At 62.3% G+C, this 26,066-nt stretch carries 20 protein-coding genes and 1 other RNA gene; 11 read left to right on the top strand and 10 right to left on the bottom strand.

Annotation, left to right across the window (positions count from 1 at the left end; all coding sequences use genetic code 11):
• Window positions 1-31 precede the first annotated feature (31 nt).
• The 3 genes from AC3WLP_RS21895 to puuE are packed head-to-tail and all read right to left on the bottom strand — an operon-like array spanning window position 32 to window position 2,026.
• Window positions 32-535, bottom strand: a complete 504-nt coding sequence (locus tag AC3WLP_RS21895; protein WP_003254333.1) for an ureidoglycolate lyase — start codon at window positions 533-535, stop codon at window positions 32-34.
• Window positions 536-584: 49 nt separating this feature from the next.
• Window positions 585-1,100, bottom strand: coding sequence for a 2-oxo-4-hydroxy-4-carboxy-5-ureidoimidazoline decarboxylase (gene uraD / locus AC3WLP_RS21890; protein WP_010955031.1), 516 nt, complete (start codon window positions 1,098-1,100; stop codon window positions 585-587).
• Window positions 1,100-2,026 (bottom strand): allantoinase PuuE, encoded by a 927-nt coding sequence (gene puuE / locus AC3WLP_RS21885; protein ID WP_012051678.1) that lies wholly within the window; start codon window positions 2,024-2,026, stop codon window positions 1,100-1,102. The genes uraD and puuE overlap by 1 nt, the downstream gene beginning before the upstream one ends.
• Window positions 2,027-2,425: 399 nt before the next feature.
• On the opposite strand from puuE, the gene uraH reads away from it, so the two are divergent.
• Entirely contained in the window at window positions 2,426-2,779 is a 354-nt protein-coding gene (uraH, locus tag AC3WLP_RS21880) for a hydroxyisourate hydrolase (RefSeq protein ID WP_003254328.1), read from the top strand.
• Between the two features lie 593 nt (window positions 2,780-3,372).
• Here uraH and AC3WLP_RS21875 read toward each other — a convergent pair.
• Window positions 3,373-4,722, bottom strand: coding sequence for an NCS2 family permease (locus tag AC3WLP_RS21875; protein ID WP_004577064.1), 1,350 nt, complete (start codon window positions 4,720-4,722; stop codon window positions 3,373-3,375).
• 283 nt (window positions 4,723-5,005) lie between these two features.
• Between AC3WLP_RS21875 and AC3WLP_RS21870 the strand changes: the two genes are divergently transcribed.
• Both AC3WLP_RS21870 and aqpZ read left to right on the top strand, forming a co-directional pair.
• The gene (locus tag AC3WLP_RS21870) at window positions 5,006-5,761 is read left to right on the top strand and encodes a GntR family transcriptional regulator (RefSeq protein WP_004577063.1); all 756 of its coding nucleotides are present in this window, start codon (window positions 5,006-5,008) and stop codon (window positions 5,759-5,761) included.
• 149 nt (window positions 5,762-5,910) lie between these two features.
• A complete protein-coding gene (gene aqpZ, locus AC3WLP_RS21865; RefSeq protein ID WP_012051680.1) occupies window positions 5,911-6,609 on the top strand; it encodes an aquaporin Z in 699 nt (232 codons plus the stop codon).
• Here the strand turns inward: aqpZ and guaD are convergent.
• The 4 genes from guaD to xdhA form a co-directional block, all read right to left on the bottom strand.
• On the bottom strand, window positions 6,606-7,910 hold the full coding sequence (gene guaD, locus AC3WLP_RS21860) for a guanine deaminase (protein ID WP_088513761.1): 1,305 nt from the start codon (window positions 7,908-7,910) through the stop codon (window positions 6,606-6,608). The two genes, aqpZ and guaD, sit on opposite strands and share 4 nt — an antisense overlap.
• A gap of 10 nt (window positions 7,911-7,920) precedes the next feature.
• Window positions 7,921-8,766: a xanthine dehydrogenase accessory protein XdhC gene (gene xdhC, locus AC3WLP_RS21855; protein ID WP_003254321.1), complete on the bottom strand. Its 846-nt coding sequence runs from the start codon at window positions 8,764-8,766 to the stop codon at window positions 7,921-7,923.
• Between the two features lie 172 nt (window positions 8,767-8,938).
• Window positions 8,939-11,338 carry a xanthine dehydrogenase molybdopterin binding subunit gene (gene xdhB, locus AC3WLP_RS21850; RefSeq protein ID WP_088513760.1) on the bottom strand — a complete coding sequence of 800 codons (2,400 nt, stop codon included), beginning with the start codon at window positions 11,336-11,338 and terminating at the stop codon, window positions 8,939-8,941.
• Window positions 11,331-12,785: a xanthine dehydrogenase small subunit gene (gene xdhA, locus AC3WLP_RS21845; RefSeq protein ID WP_088513759.1), complete on the bottom strand. Its 1,455-nt coding sequence runs from the start codon at window positions 12,783-12,785 to the stop codon at window positions 11,331-11,333. The genes xdhB and xdhA overlap by 8 nt, the downstream gene beginning before the upstream one ends.
• A 268-nt stretch (window positions 12,786-13,053) precedes the next feature.
• Between xdhA and AC3WLP_RS21840 the strand changes: the two genes are divergently transcribed.
• The 5 genes from AC3WLP_RS21840 to ffs all read left to right on the top strand — a co-directional run bounded on the left by AC3WLP_RS21840 (window position 13,054) and on the right by ffs (window position 21,193).
• Entirely contained in the window at window positions 13,054-13,713 is a 660-nt protein-coding gene (locus tag AC3WLP_RS21840) for a GntR family transcriptional regulator (RefSeq protein WP_003254317.1), read from the top strand.
• 3 nt (window positions 13,714-13,716) lie between these two features.
• Window positions 13,717-17,205: a chromosome segregation protein SMC gene (smc, locus tag AC3WLP_RS21835; RefSeq protein ID WP_088513758.1), complete on the top strand. Its 3,489-nt coding sequence runs from the start codon at window positions 13,717-13,719 to the stop codon at window positions 17,203-17,205.
• 205 nt (window positions 17,206-17,410) lie between these two features.
• Complete coding sequence (zipA, locus tag AC3WLP_RS21830) at window positions 17,411-18,304, top strand: cell division protein ZipA (protein ID WP_060546455.1); 894 nt, start codon at window positions 17,411-17,413, stop codon at window positions 18,302-18,304.
• Between the two features lie 235 nt (window positions 18,305-18,539).
• Window positions 18,540-20,870, top strand: a complete 2,331-nt coding sequence (gene ligA, locus AC3WLP_RS21825; protein WP_003254312.1) for an NAD-dependent DNA ligase LigA — start codon at window positions 18,540-18,542, stop codon at window positions 20,868-20,870.
• 226 nt (window positions 20,871-21,096) lie between these two features.
• Window positions 21,097-21,193, top strand: an RNA gene (gene ffs / locus AC3WLP_RS21820) — signal recognition particle sRNA small type.
• A 28-nt stretch (window positions 21,194-21,221) separates the two neighbouring features.
• Here ffs and AC3WLP_RS21815 read toward each other — a convergent pair.
• Window positions 21,222-21,641, bottom strand: coding sequence for a helix-turn-helix domain-containing protein (locus AC3WLP_RS21815; protein ID WP_088513757.1), 420 nt, complete (start codon window positions 21,639-21,641; stop codon window positions 21,222-21,224).
• Window positions 21,642-21,725: 84 nt separating this feature from the next.
• On the opposite strand from AC3WLP_RS21815, the gene AC3WLP_RS21810 reads away from it, so the two are divergent.
• Together AC3WLP_RS21810 and AC3WLP_RS21805 are read left to right on the top strand one after the other, a co-directional pair.
• Complete coding sequence (locus AC3WLP_RS21810; RefSeq protein ID WP_088513756.1) at window positions 21,726-22,214, top strand: DUF2938 domain-containing protein; 489 nt, start codon at window positions 21,726-21,728, stop codon at window positions 22,212-22,214.
• Window positions 22,215-22,571: 357 nt separating this feature from the next.
• Window positions 22,572-22,847, top strand: a complete 276-nt coding sequence (locus AC3WLP_RS21805; protein WP_088513755.1) for a hypothetical protein — start codon at window positions 22,572-22,574, stop codon at window positions 22,845-22,847.
• A gap of 209 nt (window positions 22,848-23,056) precedes the next feature.
• Here the strand turns inward: AC3WLP_RS21805 and AC3WLP_RS21800 are convergent, their stop codons facing one another.
• Window positions 23,057-23,863, bottom strand: coding sequence for a substrate-binding periplasmic protein (locus AC3WLP_RS21800; RefSeq protein ID WP_088513753.1), 807 nt, complete (start codon window positions 23,861-23,863; stop codon window positions 23,057-23,059).
• A 121-nt stretch (window positions 23,864-23,984) separates the two neighbouring features.
• On the opposite strand from AC3WLP_RS21800, the gene dnaX reads away from it, so the two are divergent.
• Window positions 23,985-26,066 (top strand): DNA polymerase III subunit gamma/tau, encoded by a 2,082-nt coding sequence (dnaX, locus tag AC3WLP_RS21795; protein ID WP_088513752.1) that lies wholly within the window; start codon window positions 23,985-23,987, stop codon window positions 26,064-26,066.

The following is a 26,066-nucleotide window of genomic DNA, read 5'->3' as shown; positions in this document are numbered from 1 at the left end:
GCCAGTCACCGAGAAGATGACTGACCTTTTCTTATTGGTGGGGATTGAGGATCAGCATCTGTTCCTCGGTGAAGTAATGCTCATCGCAGTTGTTGCCAGAACCACTGCGATCAACCACCAGGAAATCATCCCGCTTTTCGATCGTCAGCACCGGGTGGTGCCAGACGCCGCGATGGTAATTAACGCCCTGCCTGCCATTACTGCGGAAGGCTCGGACCAAGCCTGATACAGGTGCATCGCCAACGGGCGCGACCACGATCAGAAAGGGGTTGCCGAGCAGCGGGATAAAAGCCTGGCTGCCCAGCGGATGGCGTTCCAGCATGCGCACGGTCAGCGGCATGTCCTGCGCGTCGGCGCGGAAGATGCTGATGATCGCCTTGTCTTCAGGCTCGGCGGTTTCGACCGTGGCGAGCTTGTGAAAGCGCATGGTCGAGCCGTTGTTGATCATGAAGTGGTCGCTGCCGTCGGTTTCGATCACGTCTCCGAACTGGGCGAAGGCTTCTTTGGTCAAGGGCTCGATCATCAGGGTGCGCATGCGGTTATCTCTTCTATTGTTCGTTTTCTGAATAAGGTTCGGCTGTTGCTTACAGCTGCAGCAGGCGGAACAGGGCGATCAGGTTGATCTGCGCCAGGGCTTCCTTGAATTCGGCATCGGCATCGTTGTGGATGCGTTTTTCAAAGGCGGCGAGAATCTGGTGCCGGTTACTGCCCTTCACCGCCATGATGAACGGGAACTGAAACTTGGCTTTATAGGCATCGTTCAGTTCGGTGAACCGGGCGAACTCTTCGGCGGTGCACTGGTGGATACCGGCACCGGCCTGTTCGTTGGTGCTCGATTCGGTCAGCTCGCCCTGGATGGCGGCCTTGCCTGCCAGGTCCGGGTGAGCATTGATCAGCGCCAGCTGGTCAGCGTGGTTGGCGCTGAGCAGGATGTCGCTCATGCGCTGGTGCAGCGCCTCGATCTCGTCCAGCTCGCCCAGTTGGCCCAGGTCATAGGCTTTTTCGGCAACCCACGGCGAGTGCTCGTAGATGTCGGCGAAGGCCTTGACGAAGGCGTCGCGGTCCAGGGTGGAGGGTTTGAGGGTATTGAAGGCGGTCATCAGGCGTTCTCTTTCTTGTACGGGTGGGTGGCGTGCCAGTGGCGGGCGATATCCACGCGACGGGCGAACCAGACCTGGTCATGACTTTTTGCGTAATCGACGAAGCGCTTCAGTGCAGCCAGACGTGCCGGGCGGCCGACCAGGCGGCAGTGCAGGCCGATGGAAAGCATTTTCGGTGCTTCGGCGCCTTCGGCGTACAGCACATCAAAGGCGTCTTTCAGGTACTGGAAGAACTGCTCGCCGCAGTTGAAGCCCTGTACCTGGGTGAAGCGCATGTCGTTGGTGTCCAGGGTGTAGGGGATCACCAGGTGCGGCTTGCCGGTGGGGTTGTTCGGCTCCCAGTAGGGCAGGTCGTCGTCGTAGGTGTCGCTGTCATAGAGGAAGCCACCTTCCTCCATCACCAGGCGGCGGGTGTTCGGGCCGGTACGGCCGGTGTACCAGCCCAGCGGGCGCTCGCCGGTGAGTTCGGTGAGGATACGGATGGCTTCGAGCATGTGCTCGCGCTCCTGGGCCTCATCCATGTTCTGGTAGTCGATCCAGCGGTAGCCGTGGCTGCAGATCTCGTGGCCGGCTTCGACCATGGCGCGGATCACGTCGGGGTGGCGCTGGGCGGCCATGGCCACGGCGAAGATGGTGAGTGGCACGCCGCTGTCCTTGAACAGCTTCAGCAGGCGCCATACACCGGCACGGCTGCCGTATTCATACAGCGACTCCATGCTCATGTTGCGCTGGCCCTGCAGGGGTTGGGCAGCGACCATCTCGGACAGGAAGGCTTCGGATTCCTTGTCACCGTGCAGGATGTTGCGTTCGCCACCTTCCTCGTAATTGAGGACGAAAGACAGCGCGATGCGGGCGTTACCCGGCCATTGCGGGTGAGGAGGGTTGTTGCCGTAACCGATCAGGTCGCGAGGGTAATCAGCGCTCACTGCAGTCTTCCTTCTTGTGCGTTAGTGCGGGGGGTGGGCGGGCCGCGTCGGTATGTCGCACCACCGGATGGGCTGATTGTATACAACTTCTGAAATCTTTTGTAAGCCTGTTTTTCCGCATTTCTTCCATTTTGTCGCCTGACAGCGACCTGGAAATACAGTGCAAGAAACCTGCCTGTTTGGTCAGCTAATGAGGTTGGCATCGTTATGGTGCGTGTATTTGCGACCGATGGGTCGTTTATGGGCAGCAAAGGGAGGGTGTGACAGAGGGGATCAAAAAATTGTGTACAATCCTTGGCTGGAATGTCTTAATAACGTCATTCCCGCCTGCCGCAGGCGCTAAGCTGGTGCGATGGCTGAGTATTTTTTGCCCACAGATTGAACAAGAGGCGACACGCAATGGGACGTTTGACCACACACGTACTGGATGCCGCGCATGGCTGCCCGGGTAGCTCGATCAAGGTCGAGCTGTACCGCGTCGAAGGCCAGCAGCTGGAGCTGGTGAACACCGCCCTGACCAACAGCGATGGCCGCGTCGACGCGCCGCTGTTGCAGGGGGACGATTACCGCACTGGCGTTTACCAGTTGCAGTTCAGCGCTGGGGATTACTACCGCGCCCGTGGCGTGCAATTGCCGGCCCAGGCGTTTCTGGATGTTGTCGTGCTGCGCTTTGGCATCGACGAGTCGCAGGAGCATTACCATGTGCCGCTGCTGATTTCGCCGTACAGCTATTCGACCTATCGTGGAAGCTAGTTGGTCGCTAGAAGAATCTTCGTAGGTCCTTTGGCCCGCTCTCACACTGGCGGGCTTTTTTTCGTCTGCTGTTTTTGTGTGGCCTGTGCCGGCCTCTTCGCGGGTGAACCCGCTCCTACGGCGGCCTGCGCCCAATCACCGATGTGTGTCCACCCCAGATCAGGTGTAGGAGCGGGTTTACCCGCGAATACGGTAGCGGCGGCAACGGTGAACGGCGGGTGGAGATTGGCCAGCAGGCCCGGCCCTTTCGCGGGTGAACCCGCTCCTACGGCGGCCTGTATCCAACTGTTCACCCCCGTTGTAGGAGCGGGTTTACCCGCGAATACGGTGGTGGCGGCAACGCTGAGCGGCGGATGGAGATTGGCCGGCAGGCCCGGCCCTTTCGCGGGTAAACCCGCTCCTACGGGCGACCGCGCAGGCCTTTCAAATGTTGAGCAAGGGCGCCATATCGTGGCGTCCCAACAAGGCGTTCGCGCGTCCCTCGCAGGCATTAATGGGCCGGAACAAGCGTAGGAGCGACCTTGCTCGCGATGCGCCGCGCGTGCGGCGCTCGATTTCGAAAACACTGGAAATCTAAAGCCAAGCGCCCTTGCTCAGAGGAACACGAACTTGGCAATGAAGATTGCGCACAGTACCCACAGGCTGGCCGAGATTTCCTTGTACTTGCCGGTACCTGCCTTCAACGCGACGTAGGTGATGAAACCCAGCGCGATACCATCGGCAACGGAGAAGGTCAGCGGCATCATGATGACCGTGACAATCGCCGGAATGCTGTCGGTGGCTTCGTCCCAATGGATGTGCGCCATGCTGCCCATCATCAGCATTGCCACGTAGATCAGCGCGCCTGCTGTCGCGTAGGCCGGGATCATCCCCGCCAGCGGGGCGAAGAACATCGCTGCGACGAACAGCAAGCCGACCACCACCGCCGTCAAACCGGTACGGCCACCTGCGGCGACACCTGCGGCACTCTCCACATAACTGGTCACTGGGGGCACGCCGACCACAGCACCGAATACGCTGGAAGCACTGTCGGCCTTCAAGGCGCGTGACAGGCCTTCGATACGCCCGTCCGGCGCTACCAGGTTCGCTCGCTGGGCAACCCCCATCAGCGTGCCGGCAGTGTCGAACATGTGCACGAACAGGAACGCCAGCACCACGCTGATCATGCTGACATTGAACACGCCAGCCACGTCCATGGCCATCCAGGTCGGTGCCAGGCTTGGGGGCATCGACATCACCCCGCCAAACTTGACCAGGCCCAGGCCCCAGCCCGCCAGGGTGACACCAATGATGCTGATCAGGATCGCGCCGAATACCCGCTTGTAGCTCAGGATGGCGATCAGCAGGAAGCACACGGCCGCCAGCAGCGGCCCCGGCTCATGCAACGAGCCCAGCTTGATCAGGGTGGCGGGGCTGTCGACGATGATGCCTGCGGTCTTAAGGCCGATCAGCCCGAGAAACAATCCGACGCCGGCCCCCATGGCATGGCGCAGGCTGACCGGGATGCTGTTGAGCAGCCATTCGCGCACTTTCGACAAGGTCAGGAACATGAACAACACGCCGGAAACGAATACCGCCCCCAGCGCCGTTTCCCAGTTGTAGCCCATGGTGCCGACCACGGTGTAGGTAAAGAAAGCATTGAGCCCCATGCCCGGCGCCAGGCCCACCGGCCAGTTGGCGTACAGGCCCATCAGCAGGCAGCCCAGCGCGGCGGCGATGCAGGTGGCGACAAAAGCGGCACCATGGTCGATGCCGGCGTCGGCCATGATGTTGGGGTTGACGAAGATGATGTAGGCCATGGTGATGAAGGTGGTCACCCCAGCGATCATTTCGGTTTTGACAGTGCTGCCGTGTTGCTTGAGTTTGAAAATCCGCTCCAGCCAGCTCGTTTCGAGCGGCGGGGCGAGATCCAGCGTAGGGGCTTCGGATTTGCGGCTTTCCACAGCGGGTACTCCTCAAGTCTTTCTTGTTGTTATGGAGCCAGTTTCCTGCGCAATGCACTTGGCGGCTCCGCGAGGGAAGGCAGACGTCTGACCTTTTTGTTGACTCATGGGTCAAGAAGTTGCTCGATGGATTATGCTTTTGTGTACAAATAAAGCAAATAATGTTTTATGTTTTGTATGCGCAATGCGTCGTACAACGGCTATATAGGTAAAACGCCCCCTGCGGAATCGCCTCAGCCTGTGTACAATGGCGCCATACTTTCTCTTCGTGCCTCGAGAGCCCATGAACGAACAGCTGCAACCTCTGAAAAAACCTGCACGAGTCGGCAAGGCCGGCCGCAGCGGTACCCAGGACGACATCGTCTACGCGCATATTTTCGAGGCGATCCTCGAGCAGCGTCTGGCTCCGGGCACCAAGTTGAGCGAGGAAGCGCTGGGCGAGATCTTTGGCGTCAGCCGCACCATCATCCGCCGCGCCTTGTCGCGCCTGGCCCACGAAAGCGTGGTGCTGCTGCGGCCGAACCGCGGCGCGGTGGTGGCCAGCCCGACTGTAGAAGAGGCGCGCCAGGTGTTCTTCTCACGGCGCATGGTCGAACGCGCCATCACCGAGCTGGCGGTGCAGCATGCCACCCCCGATCAGCTCAACGAGCTGCGGCAGATGGTGCGTGAGGAGCGCGACAGCTTTTCGCGCGGTGACCGGGGTGCCGGCATTCGCCTGTCCGGTGAGTTCCACCTCAAGCTGGCCGAAGCGGCGGGCAATGCACCGCTGGTAAGTTTCCAGCGCAGCCTGGTATCGCAGACTTCGCTGATCATTGCCCAGTACGAAAGCGGCAACCGCTCGCACTGCTCTTACGATGAGCACATGCAGCTCATCGATGCCATCGAGGCGCGCGATGCCGAGCAGGCCGTGAGCCTGATGATGCATCACATGGACCACATCGACAGCAAGCTGAACCTGGACGAGGAGAGCGCCTCGGACGATTTGCATGCGGTGTTCTCGCATTTGCTGAAAAAGCCCAAGGTTTCCGTCAAGGGTTGAACGTTTGCCGGTGTGATCGAGGGGCTGCAAATCAGCCCCTAGCCACAACTGGCCATAACCCAAAGGTCTGCTAAATTCTTGTGAGCAAACCTTCATCAAGCAGTTGGGCTTGCGCATTCGCTGCGTTCAACTTCTTGAGGAATGGATTCATGAGCATGTCCCTCGGTAAACGCATGGGTGCCGAACTGATCGGCACCTTCTGGCTGGTCCTTGGTGGCTGTGGCAGTGCGGTACTCGCAGCCAGTTCCCCCGTCGGCATCGGTGTGCTCGGTGTCGCCTTCGCCTTCGGCCTCACCGTACTGACCATGGCCTTTGCCATCGGCCATATCTCGGGTTGCCATCTAAACCCTGCCGTGTCGTTCGGGCTGGTGGTCGGCGGGCGCTTCCCGGCCAAAGAGCTGCTGCCTTATGTGATCGCCCAGGTGATCGGTGCCATCCTGGCGGCCGGGGTGATCTACCTCATCGCCAGCGGCAAGGCCGGGTTCGAGCTGTCTTCGGGGTTGGCTTCAAACGGCTACGCCGACCATTCGCCCGGTGGCTATACGCTGGGTGCGGGTTTTGTCAGTGAAGTGGTGATGACGGCGATGTTCCTGGTGGTCATCATGGGGGCGACCGACGCCCGCGCACCGGCAGGTTTTGCACCGATCGCCATCGGCCTGGCCCTAACCCTGATCCACCTGATCTCGATCCCGGTGACCAATACCTCGGTCAACCCCGCGCGTAGCACGGGGCCGGCCTTGTTCGTCGGTGGCTGGGCCCTGCAGCAGCTGTGGCTGTTCTGGGTGGCGCCGCTGATCGGTGCTGCAATCGGCGGCGCGCTGTATCGGGGCCTGGCGAAAGAACCTTAGCGCTGGTGCACGCAGCGCCCGGCGGCGTAGGTTTCACGCACGGTACGGTCATCGCCCAGGGTGGTGAGCACGAACAAGGTTTCTTCGATGCTGTTGGACTGCTGGATGCGGTAGTCCAGCAGTGGTGTGGCCTTGTAGTCCAGCACCACGAAGTCGGCATCGTTGCCTGGGCGCAGGCTACCGATACGGTCGTCCAGGCGCAGTGCGCGGGCGCCGCCGAGGGTGGCCAGGTACAGCGATTTGTACGGGTGCAGGCGCGCGCCTTGCAGCTGCATCACCTTGTATGCCTCGTTCAGGGTGTTGAGCAGAGAGAAGCTGGTGCCGGCGCCAACGTCGGTACCCAGGCCCACGTTGACCTTGAACCGCTCGGCCTGGGGCAGGTTGAACAGGCCGCTGCCGAGGAACAGGTTGGAGGTGGGGCAGAAGGCCACGGCCGAGCCGGTTTCTGCCAGGCGCTGGCACTCGTCGTCGCACAGGTGCACGCCGTGGGCAAACACCGAGCGCTCGCCCAGCAGCTCGAAGTGGTCGTAGACGTCCAGGTAACCCTTCTGCTCGGGGAACAGCGACTTGACCCAGTCGATTTCCTTGAGGTTTTCCGACAGGTGCGTGTGCATGTACACGCCCGGGTGCTCCTTGAGCAATTGGCCGGCCAGGGTCAATTGTTCCGGCGTGCTGGTTGGGGCGAACCGCGGGGTAACGGCATAATGCAGGCGGCCCTTGCCATGCCAGCGCTCGATCAGTGCCTTGCTTTCGGCATAGCCCGATTCGGCGGTGTCGGTCAGGTAGTCCGGCGCGTTGCGATCCATCATCACTTTGCCGGCGATCAGGCGCAGGTCCAGGCGCTCGGCCTCTTCGAACAGGGCGTTGACCGATTCCGGGTGCACGCTGCCGAATACCAGCGCAGTGGTGGTGCCGTTGCGCAGCAGTTCCTTGAGGAAGATTTTCGCCACCTGGTCGGCGTGGCCTTTGTCGGCGAACTGCTTTTCGCATGGGAAAGTGTAGGTGTTCAGCCAGTCCAGCAACTGCTCGCCGTACGAGCCGATCATGCCGGTCTGCGGGAAGTGGATGTGGGTATCGATGAAGCCCGGGGTGATCAGCGCGTCCTGGTAGTGCTCGACCGGGATGCCGGCATCCAGCGTCGGCAGCAGTTCACTGGCGTGCCCAACGGCGCTGATGCGGCCATCGTCGACCACCAGCAGGCCGTCTTCGTAGTATTCATGGGAAGCCTCCAGGCCCACCTCGGCCGGGTCGGCAATGCTGTGCAGGATGGCGGCACGGTAGGCTTTGCGGGTAACGGTCATAACACACTCGTCAAATGGCTTGGCTGCGGCGGGAGGGCGGCAGCAATTGGGCAATGGGGCCGGCATTGGCGGCAGCGTCGTGCTGGCCGAAGCAGGCGTTGTAAGTGGCAATGATTTCACCGGCGATAGACACGGCGATCTCGATGGGCAGCTTGCCCTTGACCTCGGCCAGGCCCATCGGGCAGCGCATGCGTGCCATGACGGCCTCGTCGAAGCCTCGCTCGCGCAGGCGGTGCTCGAACTTGACCCGTTTGGTCTTCGAGCCGATCAGGCCGAACCAGGTGAAATCGTTGCGCTTGAGAATGGCGGCGGTCAGTTCCAGGTCGAGCTGGTGGTTGTGGGTCATGACGATGCAGTAGCTGCCGGGCGGCAGGTCTGCGACTTCGTCGACCGGCTCTTCACTGACCACCTTGGTCACCCCGTTGGGGATGAGCTCGGGGAATTCCTGTTCACGCGAGTCGATCCAGCGCACCCGGCAGGGGAGCGCGGCGAGCAAGGGTACCAGAGCCCTGCCGACATGGCCCGCGCCGAACACGGCGATCTGAGCCTGCACGGCGGCCATGGGTTCGAACAGCAGCACGGTCACGCCGCCGCAGCACTGGCCCAGGCTGGCGCCGAGGCTGAAGCGCTCAAGGTGCGGCGTGGTGCGCTGCGCTTCGAGCATTTGCCGGGCGATGTGCAGCGCCTTGTATTCCAGGTGGCCGCCGCCGATGGTGTCGAACAGACCGCTGGCGCTGACCACCATCTTCGAGCCGGCATTGCGCGGGGTCGAGCCGCGTTCCTCGATGATGGTCACCAGCACGCACGCTTCGCCACGGGACTGGTGGTCGGCGAGGGCGTTGATCCATTGGTGCATGATGCAGATCCTCTTCAGGTCAACGCGGTCCGCTTCTTTGTGGGAGCGGCCTTGTGTCGCGATAGGGGCGCGAAGCGGCCCCAGAATATTTAAAGCAACATACATATTTGGGGCTGCTGCGCAGCCCTTTCGCGACACAAGGCCGCTCCCACAGAAAAAGCGGAGCGCGGCGTTACTGGGTGACGGTTTCCAGCTCCGGTTCTGCGGACTGAGTGGCAGCCACCGCCTTGCGCATCTGCTCACAGCCCCACAGCACCCGCTCCGGTGTTGCCGGCGCGTCCACCTGTGGCTGCACGCGGTAGTTGGCGAGGCTGGCCACGGCATCCTTGATCGCGCACCAGGCGGCAATGCCCAGCATGAACGGCGGCTCGCCCACGGCCTTGGAGTGGAACACGGTGTCTTCCGGGTTCTTGCGGTTTTCCACCAGCTTCACCCGCAAGTCCAGTGGCATGTCGGCCACGGCCGGGATCTTGTAGCTGGCCGGGCCGTTGGTCATCAGCTTGCCTTTGGCGTTCCACACCAGCTCTTCGGTAGTCAGCCAGCCCATGCCCTGGATGAAACCGCCCTCTACCTGGCCGATGTCGATCGCAGGGTTCAGCGAATCGCCTACGTCGTGCAGGATGTCGGCGCGCAACATCTTGTATTCGCCGGTCAGCGTATCGACGATCACTTCCACGCAGGCAGCGCCAAAGGCGAAGTAGTAGAACGGCCGGCCGCGTGCCTGGCTGCGGTCGTAGAAGATTTTCGGCGTGCGGTAGAACCCGGTGCTGGACAGTGACACCTGAGCGAAGTAAGCCTGCTGCACCAGTTGCTCGAAGCTGACGATCTGGTCGCGCACCCGCACATGGCCGTTGCGGAATTCGACGTCTTCCTCGGTCACCTGATAGTGCCGTGCGGCAAACTCGGTCAGGCGTTTCTTGAGGATTTCGGCCGCGTTCTGCGCCGCCTTGCCGTTCAGGTCTGCACCACTCGACGCTGCGGTTGGCGAGGTGTTGGGTACCTTGTCGGTGTTGGTGGCAGTGATCTGGATGCGGCTGAAATCAACCTGGAAGATCTGCGCCACCACCTGAGCCACCTTGGTGTTCAGGCCTTGGCCCATTTCGGTGCCGCCGTGGTTCAGGTGAATGCTGCCGTCGGTGTAGATATGGATCAGTGCACCGGCCTGGTTGAGGAAGGTGGCGGTGAACGAAATGCCGAACTTGACCGGTGTCAGTGCCAGGCCTTTCTTCAGGATCGGGCTGTTGGCGTTGAAGCGGCGGATCGACTCGCGGCGTTCGGCGTAGTCGCTGCTGGCTTCCAGTTCGGCGGTCATCTCCTCGAGCATGTTGTGCTCGACGGTCTGGTAGTAGTGGGTGACGTTGCGTTCGGTCTTGCCGTAATAGTTGGCCTTGCGCACGGCCAGTGGGTCACGGCCCAGATGACGGGCGATATGGTCCATCACCTGCTCGATGGCGACCATACCCTGTGGGCCGCCAAAGCCGCGGTAGGCGGTGTTGGAGGCGGTATTGGTCTTGCAGCGGTGGCCGTGGACGGTGGCATCGCCCAGGTAGTAAGCGTTGTCGGAGTGGAACATGGCACGGTCGACGATCGAACCGGACAGGTCGGGCGAATAGCCGCAGTTGCCGGCCAGGTCGAAATTGATACCGTGCAGCCGGCCGTTGTCGTCGAAGCCCACGTCATACTCGACGTAGAACGGGTGGCGCTTGCCGGTCATGGTCATGTCTTCGACCCGCGGCAGGCGCATCTTGGTTGGCTGGCCGGTCAGGCGCGCGACTACCGCGCACAGGCATGCCGGGCTGGCGGCCTGGGTTTCCTTGCCGCCAAAACCGCCACCCATGCGGCGCATGTCCAGCACCACCTTGTTCATCGGCACGTCGAGCACTTCGGCGACCAGTTTCTGCACTTCGGTGGGGTTCTGCGTGGAGCAGTAGACGATCATGCCGCCGTCTTCGGTGGGCATGACCGAGGAAATCTGCGTTTCCAGGTAGAAGTGCTCCTGGCCGCCGATGTGCAGGGTGCCCTGAATGCGGTGCGGGGCGCTGGCCAGGGCGGCAGCCGAATCGCCGCGCTGGTGGGTGTGGCTGTCGAGCACGAAGTGCTTCTTGCGCAGTGCATCGACCACGTCCAGCACCGGCTCCAGGTCTTCGTACTCGACGATGGCGGCCATGGCCGCTTTGCGTGCGGTTTCAAGATCGCGGGCAGCGACAGCGAGCACCGGCTGGCCGAAGAACTCGACCTTGTCGATGGCCAGCAATGGGTCGCCGGCCACCACCGGGCCGATGTCCTTCAGGCCGGGGATGTCTTCGTGGGTGATGGCAATGCGCACGCCCTCGAAGGCGTAGCACGGCGTGGTGTCGATGCGCAGGATGCGCGCATGGGCGCGGTCGGCGGTGCGGGCGTAGACGTGCAACTGGTTGGGGAATTCCAGGCGGTCGTCGATGTACACAGCCTCGCCGGATACATGCTTGTCGGCGCTGTCGTGCTTGACGCTGCGGCCGACCCCGGTGGTCAGGTCCTGGCTGAACAGTTCGGCCATCTCGGCCTGGCTTTTGGCTACGTGATGGTTAGACATAAGCGGTCACCCGGGTTTCGATGTGCGGCGTTTGCTGTTCGATGAAGTACTTGCGCAGCAGGTTCTGCGCGGTCAGCAGGCGGTATTCCTTGCTGGCGCGGAAGTCGCTGAGTGGGGTGAAGTCCTCGGCCAAGGCCTGGCAGGCGCGCTCGATGGCGGCCTGGTTCCACGGCTTGCCGCGCAACGCTGCCTCGCAGGCACGGGCGCGCTTGGGTATCGCCGCCATGCCGCCGAAGGCGATCCGCACACCGCTGACCACACCGTCTTCGATGCTCAGGTTGAAGGCTGCGCACACGGCGGAGATGTCGTCGTCCAGGCGTTTGGACACTTTATAGGCGCGGAACGCCCAGTCACTGGAGGCGCGCGGTACGATGATCTTCTCGATGAACTCGCTGTCCTGGCGAGCCGTGATGCGGTAGTCGATGAAGTAGTCTTCCAGTGGCATCACCCGTTGGCGTTCACCCTGGCGCAGCACCACCTGCGCGTCCAGGGCGATCAGCAGGGGTGGCGAGTCGCCGATTGGCGAGGCGTTGCCGATGTTGCCGCCGAGGGTGCCCTGGTTGCGGATTTGCAGCGAGGCAAAACGATGCAGCAGGGCGCCGAAGTCAGGATATTCCTCGTTAAGCGCGCCATAGCAGTCGGTGAGCGGGGTGGCGGCGCCGATTTCCAGGTGGCTGGCGGTTTTCTCGATGCGCTTGAGCTCGGCCACGTGGCCGACGTAGATCATCACGGGCAAGGTCTTGTGGAACTGGGTGACTTCCAGCGCCAGGTCGGTACCACCGGCCAGCAGCCGCGCTTCGGGGTGCGAGCTGTACAGGTCGGCCAGATCCGCCACGGTCAGCGGCACCAGGCAGCGCTTGTCGCCGCTGTTCAGCTCGCCGGTCTGCGTCGGGGCAATGGCCTTGAGGCGGCTGATGGTTTGTGCCTGCTGGGCATCGAACTGGTCGCGGCAGGGCTGGCGGCAGCTCTGCTCGGCGGCGTCGAGGATCGGCCGGTAACCGGTGCAGCGGCACAGGTTGCCAGCCAGGGCTTCCTGGGCCTGGTGCAGGTCAGGGCCGCTGCTGTTCTTTTGCAGAGCGAACAGCGACATGACAAAGCCAGGGGTGCAGAAGCCGCACTGCGATCCATGGCAATCGGCCATGGCCTGTTGCACGCTGTGCAGTTGGCCTTGGTGCTTGAGCCCCTCGACGCTGATCAGTTGCTTGCCGTGCAGCGACGACACAAAGGTCAGGCACGAATTGAGGCTGCGGTAGCGCAGGCTGTCGTTGCCGTGGTCGTCCTGGCTCAGTTCACCGACCACCACGGTGCACGCACCGCAGTCACCACTGGCGCAGCCCTCCTTGGTGCCGGGTTTGCCCAGGTGCTCGCGCAGGTACTGCAGCACTGTCATGTTAGGGTCCAGGGCGTGCTCACTACGCAGCTCCTGGTTGACGAGAAACTGGATCACGGGGATGGCCTCGCAATGGTTTTATTGTTGTTGGGCGGACTCTAAGCAAGACCTGTCTAGCAGGTCAATATTTTTCTGACTCAAGGGTCAAGAAAATGCACATGTCCATGCCCAGCCGCACACACTGCCTCTATTCCAAGCATAGATCGCGCCGGGCGCGTGGCTGTCTGAAAGGTCAAATAAACCACCTGGCCCCTCTGCGCGATTACCGCCCAAGTACGCTACAATTCGCCCCTTGTGCCCAGTTCAATGATTTTGAAGGAAAACCATGACGTTCAAGGCCCCGGACAGCCTCTCCGAGCAGATTGCCGATTACCTGGCCGAACGCATCATCCGCGGCGAGCTGGCGCCAGGCGAACGTATCCAGGAGCAGAAGGTTACCCAGGCGCTCAACGTCAGCCGCGGCTCGGTGCGCGAAGCACTGCTGATCCTCGAACGCCGCCATCTGGTGGCGATCCTGCCGCGACGTGGTGCCCATGTCACCGAACTGGACGAACGCAGCGTTCGTAGCCTGTGCTCGCTGATGGGCGAGTTCTACATCCTGCTGGGCAATGCGGTTGCGCAAAAATGGCGCACCGAAGCCGACCTGCGCCCGTTTCTGGAGATCCAGCAGCGGCTGCAGCGTGCCCATGACCAGCTCGACATCAAGACCTTCGTCGCCGACAGTTTTGCGGTCATGCGTGCGGCCTATCCGTTCGCCGACAACCCGTTCCTGCAGGAAACCGTGGAAAACCTGCAGCCGGCCATGAGCCGTGCCTATTACCTGTCGCTGGACCAGCGCCAGGCCAACATGATCGACTATCTCGACCTGTTCGCCCGCCTGCTCGAAGCCGTGGTCTCCCGCGACCTGCCGCGCATTCGCGAGGTGCTCACCGCCTATGGCCAGCGCAGCTGCGAACTGGTGCTGGCGGCACTGGCCAGAGGCTGACCGATGCGCCTGAAGTGCATTCGCCTGGCCGGGTTCAAGTCGTTCGTCGACCCGACCACGGTCAACTTCCCCAGCAACATGGCGGCCGTGGTCGGCCCAAACGGCTGCGGCAAGTCCAATATCATCGACGCGGTGCGTTGGGTGATGGGCGAAAGTTCGGCAAAAAACCTGCGCGGCGAGTCGATGACCGACGTCATCTTCAACGGCTCCAGTGGCCGCAAGCCGGTCAGCCAGGCCAGTATCGAACTGGTGTTCGACAACAGCGAAACCACCCTGGTCGGCGAGTATGCCGCCTACGCCGAGATTTCGATCCGCCGCAAGGTTACCCGCGACGGGCAGAACAGCTATTACCTCAATGGTACCAAGTGCCGCCGGCGTGACATCACCGATATCTTCCTCGGGACGGGGCTGGGGCCGCGCAGCTACTCGATCATCGAGCAGGGCATGATCTCCAAGCTGATCGAGGCCAAGCCCGAGGAGCTGCGCAACTTCATCGAGGAAGCGGCGGGCATTTCCAAATACAAGGAGCGCCGCCGCGAAACCGAGAACCGCATCCGTCGCACCCAGGAAAACCTGGCGCGCCTGACCGACCTGCGCGAAGAGCTCGAGCGCCAGCTGGAGCGTCTGCATCGCCAGGCCCAGGCCGCCGAGAAGTACCGTGAGTACAAGGCTCAGGAGCGGCAGATGAAAGCGCGCCTGTCTGCCTTGCGCTGGCGAGACCTGGACGAACAAGTACGCCAGCGCGAATCGGTGATCGGCGATCAGGGCGTTTCTCACGAGGCACTGGTGGCCGAGCAGCGCAATGCCGATGCCAGTATCGAACGCCTGCGCGACGGTCATCACGAACTGTCCGAACGCTTCAACCAGGTGCAGGGCCGTTTCTATTCGGTGGCCGGTGACATCGCCCGGGTCGAGCAGAGCATTCAGCATGGCCAGCAGCGCCTGCGGCAGTTGCAGGACGACTTCAAGGAAGCCGAGCGCACACGCCTGGAAACCGAATCGCATCTGGGGCACGACCGTACCCTGCTGGCGACTTTGGGCGAAGAGCTGGCCATGCTCGAACCCGAGCAGGAAATGACCCTGGCGGCTGCCGAGGAAGCCGCTGCCGCGCTTGAAGAGGCCGAGCTGGGCATGCACGGCTGGCAGGAACAGTGGGACAGCTTCAACAGCCGCTCCGCCGAACCGCGCCGCCAGGCCGAAGTGCAGCAGGCGCGCCTGCAGCAGCTGGAAACCAGCCTTGAGCGCCAGGCCGAGCGCCAGCGCAAGTTGGTCGAGGAGCGCGAGCAACTGGGCGGCGACCCGCAGGATGCCGCCATGCTCGAACTGGCCGAGCAACTGGCCAGCAGCGAAATGCTGCTGGAGGAACTGCAGCTCTGCGAAGAGCAGGTGATCGAGCGCCTGGAAAGCGCGCGCGAGCAAATGCAGCAGGCCACCCAGGCGCAACAGCAGGCACAGGGTGACCTGCAGCGTCTGGGCGGGCGTCTGGCCTCGCTTGAAGCCTTGCAGCAGGCCGCCCTGGAGCCGGGCGCAGGTGCTGCGCAATGGCTGCACGGCCAAGGGCTGGAGCAACAGCCGCGGCTGGCCGAAGGCTTGCGGGTGGAGCCGGGTTGGGAGCTGGCGGTAGAGACGGTGCTTGGCGCCGATCTGCAGGCTGTGCTGGTGGACGATTTCAACGACCTCGATTTTGCGGGCCTGGAACAGGGTGAGCTGCGTTTGCTGCTGGCCGTCGGCGCGGGGGCGACGTTGCCCGGCAGCTTGCTGGAGAAGGTTGAGAGCCGTATCGACCTGGCGCCCTGGCTGGGCCAGGTCAGGCCTGTGGAAGACCTGGCTCAGGCACTGGAGCAGCGCGCGTCGCTCGGCGAAGGGCAGAGCCTGGTCAGTCGTGATGGCTACTGGGTCGGCCGGCACTTCGTGCGGGTACGCCGAGGTGGCGAGGCCGAAGGCGGCGTGCTGGCGCGCGGCCAGGAAATCGAACGCCTGGGCCAGGAACAACTGGAGCAGGAAGCGGCGCTGGAGCAACTCGATCAACAGTTGCAGGCGCTGCGCGAGCAGCAACTGGACCTGGAGGAGCAGCGCGAACAGTTGCGCCGCCGCACACAGGATGAAAACCGCCTGCACGGCGAGCTGAAGGCCAGTCTTTCGGCCAGCCGCGCGCGCGCCGAGCAGGTCGAGTTGCGCCGCCGCCGCTTGCACGAAGAGCTGAGCGAGCTGGAAGAGCAGCGCGCCCTGGAACACGAGCAACTGGGCGAAGCACGCCTGCTGCTGCAAGAGGCTCTGGAGCTCATGGCCCAGGACACCGAGCAGCGCGAACAGTTGATGGCCCGCCGCGACACCCTGCGCGAAAGCCTTGACCGGGTGCGTCAGGAGGCCCGCCAGCACAAGGACCACGCTCACCAGCTGGCGGTGCGCCTGGGGTCGTTGCGTGCCCAGCACGACTCCACCCGCCAGGCGCTGGAGCGTCTGGAGCAGCAAGCTGCGCGCCTGACCGAGCGCCAGGAACAACTGAGCCTGAACCTGGAGGAGGGTGAAGCCCCGCAGGAAGAACTGCGCCTGAAGCTGGAGGAGCTGCTGGAGCGGCGCATGAGCGTCGACGAGGAAATGCGCCTGGCTCGCCTGCACATGGACGAAGCTGACCGCGAACTGCGCGATGCCGAAAAACGCCGCACCCAGGCCGAGCAGCAGGCCCAGCTGCTGCGTGGTCAACTGGAGCAGCTGCGCCTGGAGTGCCAGGGCCTGGATGTGCGGCGCAAGACCCTGCAAGAGCAGTTGCTGGCCGACGGCTATGACCTGCAAGGCGTGCTCGCCACCCTGGAAGCCGAGGCCAGCGAGCAGGGCACCGAGCAGGAGCTGGAACAGCTTGAAGCGCGCATCCAGCGCCTGGGGGCGATCAACCTGGCGGCCATCGAAGAATACGAGCAGCAGTCCGAGCGCAAACGATACCTGGACGCTCAGGACGCCGACCTGGTCGAAGCGCTGGAGACCCTCGAAAACGTCATCCGCAAAATCGACAAGGAAACCCGCAACCGCTTCAAGGATACCTTTGATCAGATAAATGCCGGATTACAGGCACTTTTCCCAAAAGTTTTCGGTGGTGGCAGCGCTTATCTGGAACTGACGGGCGAAGATCTACTCGATACAGGGGTAACGATCATGGCGCGACCGCCGGGCAAGAAGAACAGCACCATCCATCTGCTGTCCGGTGGCGAGAAGGCACTGACCGCTTTGGCGCTGGTGTTTGCCATCTTCAAGTTGAACCCCGCACCGTTCTGCATGCTCGACGAGGTCGATGCACCGCTGGACGATGCCAACGTCGGGCGCTACGCGCGTCTGGTCAAGGAAATGAGTGAAAGCGTGCAGTTCATCTACATCACCCATAACAAGATTGCCATGGAGATGGCGGACCAATTGATGGGGGTGACCATGCATGAGCCGGGTTGTTCACGCCTTGTTGCAGTTGATGTGGAGGCGGCCATGGCCATGGTCGACGCTTGATGCACGACGATAGGGGCACATTCTGCAGCGAAATGCCCCCGCCGTGTGCGACAGACGGTGTAAAGTTGTCTTTGGTCGTGCTAGCTTAATGTCACTCGTTTTTTGCGTGGGTAAAACGCCTGTCAGAACATAGAGTTGGCGCCACGTGTTAAAGGGCTTTGAACCCTTTGTTTTCAAGCATATTTTTATAGAGGCACGGGATTACATGGAAATCGGTCTGCGCGAGTGGCTGATCCTCATCGGCATCATTGTTATCGCCGGGATTCTTTTCGACGGCTGGCGCCGCATGCGCGGCGGGAAAGGCAAGTTGAAATTCCGTCTGGATCGCAGTTATTCCAACCTGCCGGACGAAGAGGGTGGCAGTGCCGAAGTGCTCGGCCCGTCGCGAGTGCTCGATACCCACAAGGAGCCTGAGCTGGACGAAAGCGACCTGCCGTCCCTCAGCGCGTCTGCGCGTGATCGCGAGCGTGAGCCCAAGCCGGTCAAGGCCAGCAAGCGCGGCAAGCGAGCCAGTGCGGCTGCCGATGTGCAGCAGGGTGACCTGAACCTGAGCGCCGAGCAGCGCGAGCCCGACCTGTTTGCCGACAGCGATGACGACTTTGCCGCCGACAACAACCGTAGCAGCGGCGCAGCGTCTGCCAGCAGCAGCGTCAAGGAGTTGCCACCCGCCGAAGAGGTGCTGGTCATCAGCGTGATCTCCCGCGACGAGGGTGGCTTCAAGGGCCCGGCGCTGCTGCAGAACATCCTGGAAAGCGGCTTGCGCTTCGGCGAAATGGACATCTTCCACCGCCACGAGAGCATGGCCGGTCACGGCGAGGTGCTGTTCTCGATGGCCAACGCAGTCAAGCCTGGCGTGTTCGATCTGGACGACATCGATCACTTCAGCACTCGCGCTGTGAGCTTCTTCCTCGGTTTGCCGGGCCCGCGTCATCCGAAGCAGGCTTTCGACGTGATGGTTGCCGCGGCACGCAAGCTGGCCCACGAACTGAACGGTGAGCTCAAGGATGACCAGCGCAGCGTGCTGACTGCCCAGACCATCGAGCACTACCGCCAGCGTATCGTCGAGTTCGAGCGCCGCGCGCTGACCCAGAAACGCTGACAGATCCAGACGAAAGAGCAGCCTGAGGGCGTGCTGGCCGGTTCGGGTATCGTCGTTGCCTGTTCCGGCCTCTTCGCGGGTAAACCCGCTCCTACAGGTACATCACCGCCCTAGGCATGTGACGCCCTTGTAGGAGCGGGTTTACCCGCGAAGAGGCCGGCACAGTCAACAGACACCTGGAACCCCACGCACCACCCCAAGCTGCTCTTTTGCTTTGCAAGAGAAGACAAATCCCATGACCGCCGAAACCCGTATCCTCGAACTGCGTGCCGAGCTCGATCAGCATAACTATCGCTACTACGTGCTCGACGAGCCCAGCGTGCCCGATGCCGAATACGACCGCCTGTTCAACGAGCTCAAGGCGCTGGAAGCTGAACACCCGCACCTGGTAACCCCTGACTCGCCCACCCAGCGCGTTGGCGGCGCTGCCTTGGCTGCGTTCAGCCAGGTGCGCCACGAAGTGCCCATGCTCAGCCTGGGCAACGCCTTCGAAGAAGCCGATCTGCGTGAGTTCGGTCGCCGTGTGGTAGAAGGCCTCGATCAGCCGGGTGCGGTCGACTACAGCTGCGAACCCAAGCTCGATGGCCTGGCCGTGAGCCTGCTGTACCGCGACGGACAGCTGGTGCAGGGCGCCACCCGGGGCGACGGCACCACTGGCGAAGACATCAGCGCCAACGTACGCACCGTGCGCAACATCCCGCTCAAGTTGCAGGGCAAGGGCTGGCCGGCAGTGCTGGAGGTGCGCGGCGAGGTGTACATGAGCAAGGCCGGTTTCGACCGGCTCAATGCCGCCCAGGCCGAGGCCGGTGGCAAGACCTTCGCCAACCCGCGCAATGCCGCCGCTGGCAGCTTGCGCCAGCTGGACTCGAAAATCACCGCCAGCCGCCCGCTGGAGTTCTGCTGCTATGGCGTCGGCCAGTTGTCCGAAAGCATCGGCGACAGCCACATCGGCATCCTCGAGCAACTCAAGGCCTGGGGCCTGCCGATCAGCCGCGAGCTCAAGCATGCGGCGGGCATCGAAGAATGCCTGGCCTACTACCGCGACATTGGCGAGCGGCGTAACAGCCTGCCGTATGAGATCGACGGTGTAGTGTTCAAGGTCAACAGCCTGGCCGCCCAGCGCGAGCTGGGCTTCCGCGCCCGAGAGCCGCGCTGGGCGATTGCCCACAAGTTCCCGGCCATGGAAGAGCTGACCGAGGTGCTGGACGTTGAGTTCCAGGTTGGCCGTACGGGTGCCGTAACGCCTGTGGCGCGGCTGAAGCCGGTCAAGGTGGCCGGTGTGACCGTGTCCAACGCCACCTTGCACAACATGGACGAAATCGCCCGCCTGGGCCTGCGCATCGGCGACACGGTGATCATTCGCAGGGCCGGCGACGTGATCCCGCAAGTGATGCAGGTGGTGCTGGAGCGTCGTCCGCAAGACGCCCGCCCGGTAGAGGTGCCAAGCGAGTGCCCGGTGTGTGGTTCGCAGGTCGAGCGCACCCAGCTGGTCAAACGCAGCAAAGGCAAGGAAACCACCAGCGAAGGTGCGGTGTACCGCTGCGTCGGCCGCCTGGCCTGTGGCGCGCAGCTCAAGCAGGCGATCATTCATTATGTGTCGCGCCGTGCCATGGACATCGACGGCCTGGGTGAGAAGAGTGTCGAGCAGTTGGTGGATGAAGGCCTGATCGGCTCGCCGGCTGACCTGTACAAGCTGCAGTTCGAGCAGGTCGTCGGCCTTGAAGGCTTTGCCGAGGTGTCGACCCAGAAGCTGCTGGATGCCATCGAAGCCAGCAAGCGCCCGAGCCTGGCGCGCTTCATCTACGCGCTGGGCATCCCGGATGTCGGCGAGGAGACTGCCAAGGTGCTGGCCCGCTCGCTGGGCAGCCTGGCGCGCGTGCAGCAGGCATTGCCGCAGGTGCTGACCTATTTGCCGGACATCGGTCTCGAAGTGGCCTACGAGATCCACAATTTCTTTGAAGACGAGCACAACCAGAAGGTTATCCAGCAGCTGCTCGACAGCGGTATGCAGTTGCAGGACGAAGGTGAGCTGGCCGCCGAATTTGCCGCCAGCACCACCTTGGCCGGGATGATCGCCAAGCTCGACATTGCCTCCGTCGGCCCGACCGGTGCCGAGAAGTTGGTGGCCAAGCTCGACAGCCTGGACAAGATCATCGCCGCCGACGGCATTGACCTGCGCCAGGCCCTGGCGGCCAAGCAGGCCGACGCCGTGCGTGAGTTCTTCAAGGATGAAGCAAACCAGAAACTGGCCCGGGACATCGAAGCGCAGCTGCTGGCATTCGGCATGCACTGGAGCAGCGAGAAGAAGGTGGCCGAAGGCTTGCCGCTGGCCGGCCAGACCTGGGTGCTGACCGGTACGCTGGAGCGCATGAGCCGCGACATTGCCAAGGACAAGCTGGAAAGCCTGGGGGCCAAGGTTGCCGGCTCCGTTTCCGGCAAGACCCACTGCGTGGTGGCAGGGCCGGGGGCAGGTTCCAAGCTGGCCAAGGCTGCTGAGCTGGGTGTGAAGGTACTGGACGAAGATGCCTTCGTCACATTCCTGGCCGAACAGGGCATAGCGGTCTAGGCATCCGTGCCCCCCCTGTGGGGGGCAACGGCCTTGCTCAAAACTCGAAAAGCCTGCGCGGTCCCCCGTAGGAGCGGGTTTACCCGCGAAGAGGCCCGTCCAGGCCGTCTCGCCCCTGACAAGTCATTGAGAAATGATGACTTTTTCTGCCGCAGTGGTTGTATCTGCCCCAAAGACCGGTACAATGGCGCCACTCGCTGCTCAGCGAGGCATGTAGTGGTGGCCCCATCGGTCCCCCCGCATTGATTACCCGTTAACCTGGTCAGGCCCGGAAGGGAGCAGCCATAGCGGGAACATCGAGTGCCGGGGTGTGGCTGGTGGGGCCGCCTCCATTTCTGGGGTCGGAAAACCTCAATCTGTAACGAACGTCTTCGTTCTTTTCTGCTTTTCGCCCAATGCTCCTGCCGCCGACAGCTTCATCAGCTGCTGGAATTTCGGGCATGTCAGATGATCTTTCTCAGGGCATTGCGCGGCATGCCGCAAGCCTTTGCTCATCGCTTGCAATCGTTTGATTCTTGCATCCAGTTCATCAGCTTTGGCATTCAGCATCTGCCGGTCGACCTGCAGGTCCACCAGCATCGCCCCCACTTCATCCAGCGAAAACCCCGCAGCCTGCCCCAGGGCGATCAGCGCTAGCCTGTCCGCCACGTCGGCTGCAAACTGTCGACGCTGACCGTGCCCGGCAAGCGACTTGAGCAAGCCTTTCTTCTCGTAGTAACGCAGTGTCGATGCGGGTACGCCTGTGCGTTTGGCGACGTCGGCAATGTCCATTTCGGGCCCTTGACTTGAAGTTGACTTCAACTTCTATGCTGCGCGGCATGGGTAATGACCGTCAACCTTCGAGGGCTTGTTCAAATGACGTTTACTGCGATGTTTCTAGCTGCATTGCCGATTGGCATTGGTGCCACTGTAGTGATGGACCTATGGGGGCTGCTGCTGAGGCGGTTGGGTGTGGCAACGCTGAACTTTGCCATGGTCGGGCGTTGGGCGGGGCACTTGCTAGGCGGGCGTGTTTCGCACCAAGCGATTGCCAAAGCGGAACCGGTGCGTAATGAGTTGGCGTGGGGATGGGGGATTCACTACGCCACCGGCGTGCTTTTCGCGATGCTGCTGCTTGTGATCGTAGGGGAGGGCTGGTTGCGGTCGCCTACTCTTTTACCTGCAGTAGTTGTGGGTGTGGGTACAGTCGTGGCGCCGTTTTGCCTCATGCAGCCGGCGATGGGGGCAGGGTTCTTTGCGTCCAGAACGCCGACACCTGCGCGGAACTGTCTGAAGAGCCTGGCCACGCATTTTGTGTTTGGTGTGGGGTTGTTCTTGAGTGCGTATTTACGGGCTTTGGTGTGAAGACAGGGAGCCCGATAACAGTAAGCACATGATCAGAGTGCCCACTTTAAGATAGGTCTGATAACAGTCTAGGAAAGCCCCTACACGTCAGGCAGGCATAGCGAATTATCCTACGTGTTCCGTCGACTCCCGTCTGATTGTCCCGGTAAACCTCGCCCACTAGGCTTTCGCGGTCGCTGTCAGTTCAGCGATCGGGTGTGGAAGCCTGGGTGGTTTGGCGGCTGTCGATATGACAGTTGTGCGTGGGAGGCCTTCGGGCCTGCCGGGTTTGCCATACCCCTGGTCTTCCACCCCGCGTACAACTGTCACCCTAAGTGTGGAAGCGAAAGGGTGCTCTCAGCCCGGTATGGTGAACTCATGAAAAAACTGGTCCCCGATCCGCTCCACGTCTTTGATCTTCCCCAAGGCAAATCCCTTTCCCGCGCGATCAGCGAAGGCATCGTCCCGATGGAGTTCGCGTTGATGAATGTTTCCCACTACCTGATGTTCGCCTACAGCGATAGCCGGCGGGCGCTTGAGCGTATTCAGGACGAAGAAACCAGGCAGTTGTTGGAGCATGGTTTGCGGGCCATGCAGATTGCCTGGGGGCAGGCGGATGCTGTCAGCTTGGCGTTTGAACGTAAAGGCCGGTGACGTTGAGTTTGTGATAGCGATTGTGAATGTGCCGCACAATGCTGTGGGAGCGGGCATGCCCGCGAAGAATATAGCGCGGTGGATGGCACGGGCTTCGCCCGTGTTCGCGGGCAAGCCCGCTCCCACAGGGATCGCGCCAGCTTTTAGAAATTGAGCAAGACAGTTGCTCCAGCAGTGTTTGCGCAAGCGTTCGCGAAATGAGCAGGACGTTAGTTGCGCTGGCTGTGTGCCGGCATTTTGCTGGGTATTTCGGGCCGGGCCACAGACCTACTGTCCGGGTCGCCCGTCCCTCCATACCGCTGCAAAATCCGCTCGATCTCCCCCGACTGCTTCATCCTTACCAACGCCCGCAACAGCCCTTGTGTCGGTATCGCCGGATCGTTGCGCACCATGCACCCCAAATCCTGTTCGTCCAGCACCGCCAGCGCTTGCAATTGCTGCTCCGCTGGCAACCCTTGGTTGAACCACTGCAACGACAACTGGTTGCTCACCGCATGGCGATACCGGCCGGCCTGCAGCTTTTGCAGTACCAGCAACTGGTTGCGGCTGTCCTCACGGTGCAACTGGCCGTGGTCCAGCAGTGGTTGCAGGGTTGAATAGGTGTAGCCCAGTACCGTGCCGATCGCCTGGGCTGGCAGTTGCTCCGGGGGTATCGGGGTGCTGTCGCTGGCGCGGCCGACCAGTACGTCACGCTGATGAATCAGCGGGATACTCCACACAAAATCCCTTGGGCGGTCGTTGAGCCATTGGGTACTGACGTAGCAACGGACATCAATATCGCCGCTGCTCATGGCCTCCTCCAGGCGCAAGCGGGCCATGACGTGGAACTCGGGGCGAGCGCCCACTTGCCTGGCAACGGCTTGCATCAGGTCGTAAAGCAATCCCTCCACTGGCTGATCGCCTTCGATGCGTACCAGGGGCATGCTCCAGCTCTCGGCTACGGAGAAGCGCAGCACCGGCTGGTCAGCCAGGCTGTTTGTAGACCACAGCAGTAACAGGGCCAGCAGTCTTCGCAAAGGCAATCCTCCCTGGACAATGCGCCATTCCAAGCTTAGACGAGTTGCGCAGGGTGCAATTTTGCCCCCGCTCCGCTAGCATTAGCGATCTTCCGCTCGATCAGGCTACGATGGTTTTTCGATGAGTTATCAGGTTCTTGCACGAAAATGGCGTCCGCGCTCGTTCCGCGAAATGGTCGGCCAGACCCATGTGCTCAAGGCCTTGATCAATGCCTTGGACAACCAGCGCCTGCACCATGCCTACCTGTTCACCGGTACCCGCGGCGTGGGCAAGACGACCATCGCCCGTATTATCGCCAAGTGCCTGAACTGTGAAACCGGCATCACCTCCACGCCCTGTGGCACCTGTTCGGTGTGCCGTGAAATCGACGAAGGCCGTTTCGTCGACCTGATCGAGATCGACGCCGCCAGCCGTACCAAGGTCGAGGACACTCGCGAACTGCTCGATAACGTGCAGTACGCCCCCAGCCGTGGGCGCTTCAAGGTCTACCTGATCGACGAAGTGCACATGCTCTCGACCCACTCGTTCAACGCCTTGCTCAAGACGCTGGAAGAGCCGCCGCCCTACGTCAAGTTCATCCTCGCCACCACCGACCCGCAGAAGCTGCCGGCCACCATCCTGTCGCGCTGCCTGCAGTTCTCGTTGAAGAACATGAGCCCGGAGCGGGTGGTGGAGCACCTCAGCCACGTACTGGCCGCCGAAAATGTGCCGTTCGAGGAAGATGCCCTGTGGCTGCTGGGGCGTGCGGCCGACGGCTCCATGCGGGATGCCATGAGCCTGACCGACCAGGCCATCGCCTTCGGTGAAGGCAAGGTACTGGCTGCCGATGTACGTGCCATGTTGGGTAGCCTCGACCATGGCCAGGTGTATGGGGTCTTGCAGGCACTGCTCGAAGGCGATGCCAGGGCTTTGCTGGAGGCCGTGCGTAATCTGGCCGAGCAAGGGCCGGACTGGTCGGGCGTTCTGGCCGAAATGCTCAATGTGCTGCACCGTGTAGCCATTGCCCAGGCGCTGCCCGAAGCGGTAGACAACGGCCAGGGTGATCGCGAGCGGGTATTGGCGCTGGCTTCGGCGCTGCCGGCCGAGGATGTGCAGTTCTATTATCAGATGGGCCTGATTGGCCGCCGTGACCTGCCCCTTGCGCCGGACCCGCGCGGTGGCTTCGAGATGGTGCTGTTGCGCATGCTGGCGTTCCGCCCGGCAGACACGGACGACGCACCGAAGCCGGTGCTAAAGCCAGCGGGGATCAGCCAGGCCACAGCTGATCCTGCAGGGCAGGTGGCAGCCGCGGCGCCGGTCGAGCCTTCATCACCTGTCGCGGCTGTGCCGGCGGAGCCTGTAGCGCAAGCCCCGCAGCTGGAGGTGCCTGCACCCGCGACGGCTGATCATGAGCCGGAGGCCGAGGCAGATGTTGAGCTGAAGGCCGAAGCCGAGGCCATCTCCGTACCTGAGCCTGTTGCCGAAGTGGTCGACTTGCCGTGGGAAGAGCCTGCCGTTGCGCCCGCGCCGTTAGCGGCTGAACTCGCGCCCGAACCGGCACCTGCACCCGAGCCCGAGCCTGTTGCCCCGGTGGCGCCCCCACAGGCCACCCCGGCACACGACGAGCCGCCTTTCGACCCGTCTGCCTACGCTGCCGTGGGGATGGAGCGCGACGATGAGCCGCCGCTTGACGAAGACTATTACGGCGGCGAAAGCGATCCGGCAGGCTTCAGCTACCTGGACGAGCTGGCCGAACATGTTCAGGAAGACGTGTCCAAACCGGCGGCCGAACCGTTGCCGGCAGCCAAACCGGCCACCGGTCTGGCCCTGCAATGGCTGGAATTATTCCCACAGTTGCCTGTGTCCGGGATGACAGGCAACATCGCGGCAAACTGTACGCTGATTGCCGCCGATGGCGACGACTGGTTGCTGCATCTGGACCCGGGCCAGGGTGCGTTGTTCAACGCCACCCAGCAGCGGCGCCTGAACGAAGCGCTCAACCAGCACTTGGGGCGCACGCTGAACCTGCGCATCGAGCTGATCCTGCCCGAGCAGGAAACCCCGGCTCAGGCCGCAGCGCGCAAGCGTGCCGAGCGCCAGCAGGACGCCGTCGCGTCGATCGAGCAGGATCCGTTGATCCAGCAGATGATCAAGTTGTTCGGCGCCAAGGTGCGGCAGGATACTATTGAGCCTGTAGAAGCCCTGGCCAGTCAGGGCCAGTAA

Source organism: Pseudomonas sp. FW305-E2 (assembly GCF_058782925.1).
Note: the sequence above shows the minus strand (reverse complement) of the source record. Positions and strands in the feature narration are given on the sequence as shown.

What these genes read in the sequence shown, in the direction of transcription:
- smc (WP_088513758.1), top strand. Translation starts at nt 13,717, where the DNA reads ATGCGCCTGAAGTGCATTCGCCTGGCCGGGTTCAAGTCGTTCGTCGAC.
- AC3WLP_RS21805 (WP_088513755.1), top strand. Translation starts at nt 22,572, where the DNA reads ATGAAAAAACTGGTCCCCGATCCGCTCCACGTCTTTGATCTTCCCCAA.
- uraD (WP_010955031.1), bottom strand. Translation starts at nt 1,100, where the DNA reads ATGACCGCCTTCAATACCCTCAAACCCTCCACCCTGGACCGCGACGCC.
- ligA (WP_003254312.1), top strand. Translation starts at nt 18,540, where the DNA reads ATGACCGCCGAAACCCGTATCCTCGAACTGCGTGCCGAGCTCGATCAG.
- AC3WLP_RS21840 (WP_003254317.1), top strand. Translation starts at nt 13,054, where the DNA reads ATGACGTTCAAGGCCCCGGACAGCCTCTCCGAGCAGATTGCCGATTAC.
- aqpZ (WP_012051680.1), top strand. Translation starts at nt 5,911, where the DNA reads ATGAGCATGTCCCTCGGTAAACGCATGGGTGCCGAACTGATCGGCACC.
- zipA (WP_060546455.1), top strand. Translation starts at nt 17,411, where the DNA reads ATGGAAATCGGTCTGCGCGAGTGGCTGATCCTCATCGGCATCATTGTT.
- AC3WLP_RS21815 (WP_088513757.1), bottom strand. Translation starts at nt 21,641, where the DNA reads ATGGACATTGCCGACGTCGCCAAACGCACAGGCGTACCCGCATCGACA.
- dnaX (WP_088513752.1), top strand. Translation starts at nt 23,985, where the DNA reads ATGAGTTATCAGGTTCTTGCACGAAAATGGCGTCCGCGCTCGTTCCGC.
- guaD (WP_088513761.1), bottom strand. Translation starts at nt 7,910, where the DNA reads ATGACCGTTACCCGCAAAGCCTACCGTGCCGCCATCCTGCACAGCATT.
- xdhB (WP_088513760.1), bottom strand. Translation starts at nt 11,338, where the DNA reads ATGTCTAACCATCACGTAGCCAAAAGCCAGGCCGAGATGGCCGAACTG.
- xdhC (WP_003254321.1), bottom strand. Translation starts at nt 8,766, where the DNA reads ATGCACCAATGGATCAACGCCCTCGCCGACCACCAGTCCCGTGGCGAA.
- AC3WLP_RS21810 (WP_088513756.1), top strand. Translation starts at nt 21,726, where the DNA reads ATGACGTTTACTGCGATGTTTCTAGCTGCATTGCCGATTGGCATTGGT.
- AC3WLP_RS21895 (WP_003254333.1), bottom strand. Translation starts at nt 535, where the DNA reads ATGCGCACCCTGATGATCGAGCCCTTGACCAAAGAAGCCTTCGCCCAG.
- uraH (WP_003254328.1), top strand. Translation starts at nt 2,426, where the DNA reads ATGGGACGTTTGACCACACACGTACTGGATGCCGCGCATGGCTGCCCG.
- AC3WLP_RS21870 (WP_004577063.1), top strand. Translation starts at nt 5,006, where the DNA reads ATGAACGAACAGCTGCAACCTCTGAAAAAACCTGCACGAGTCGGCAAG.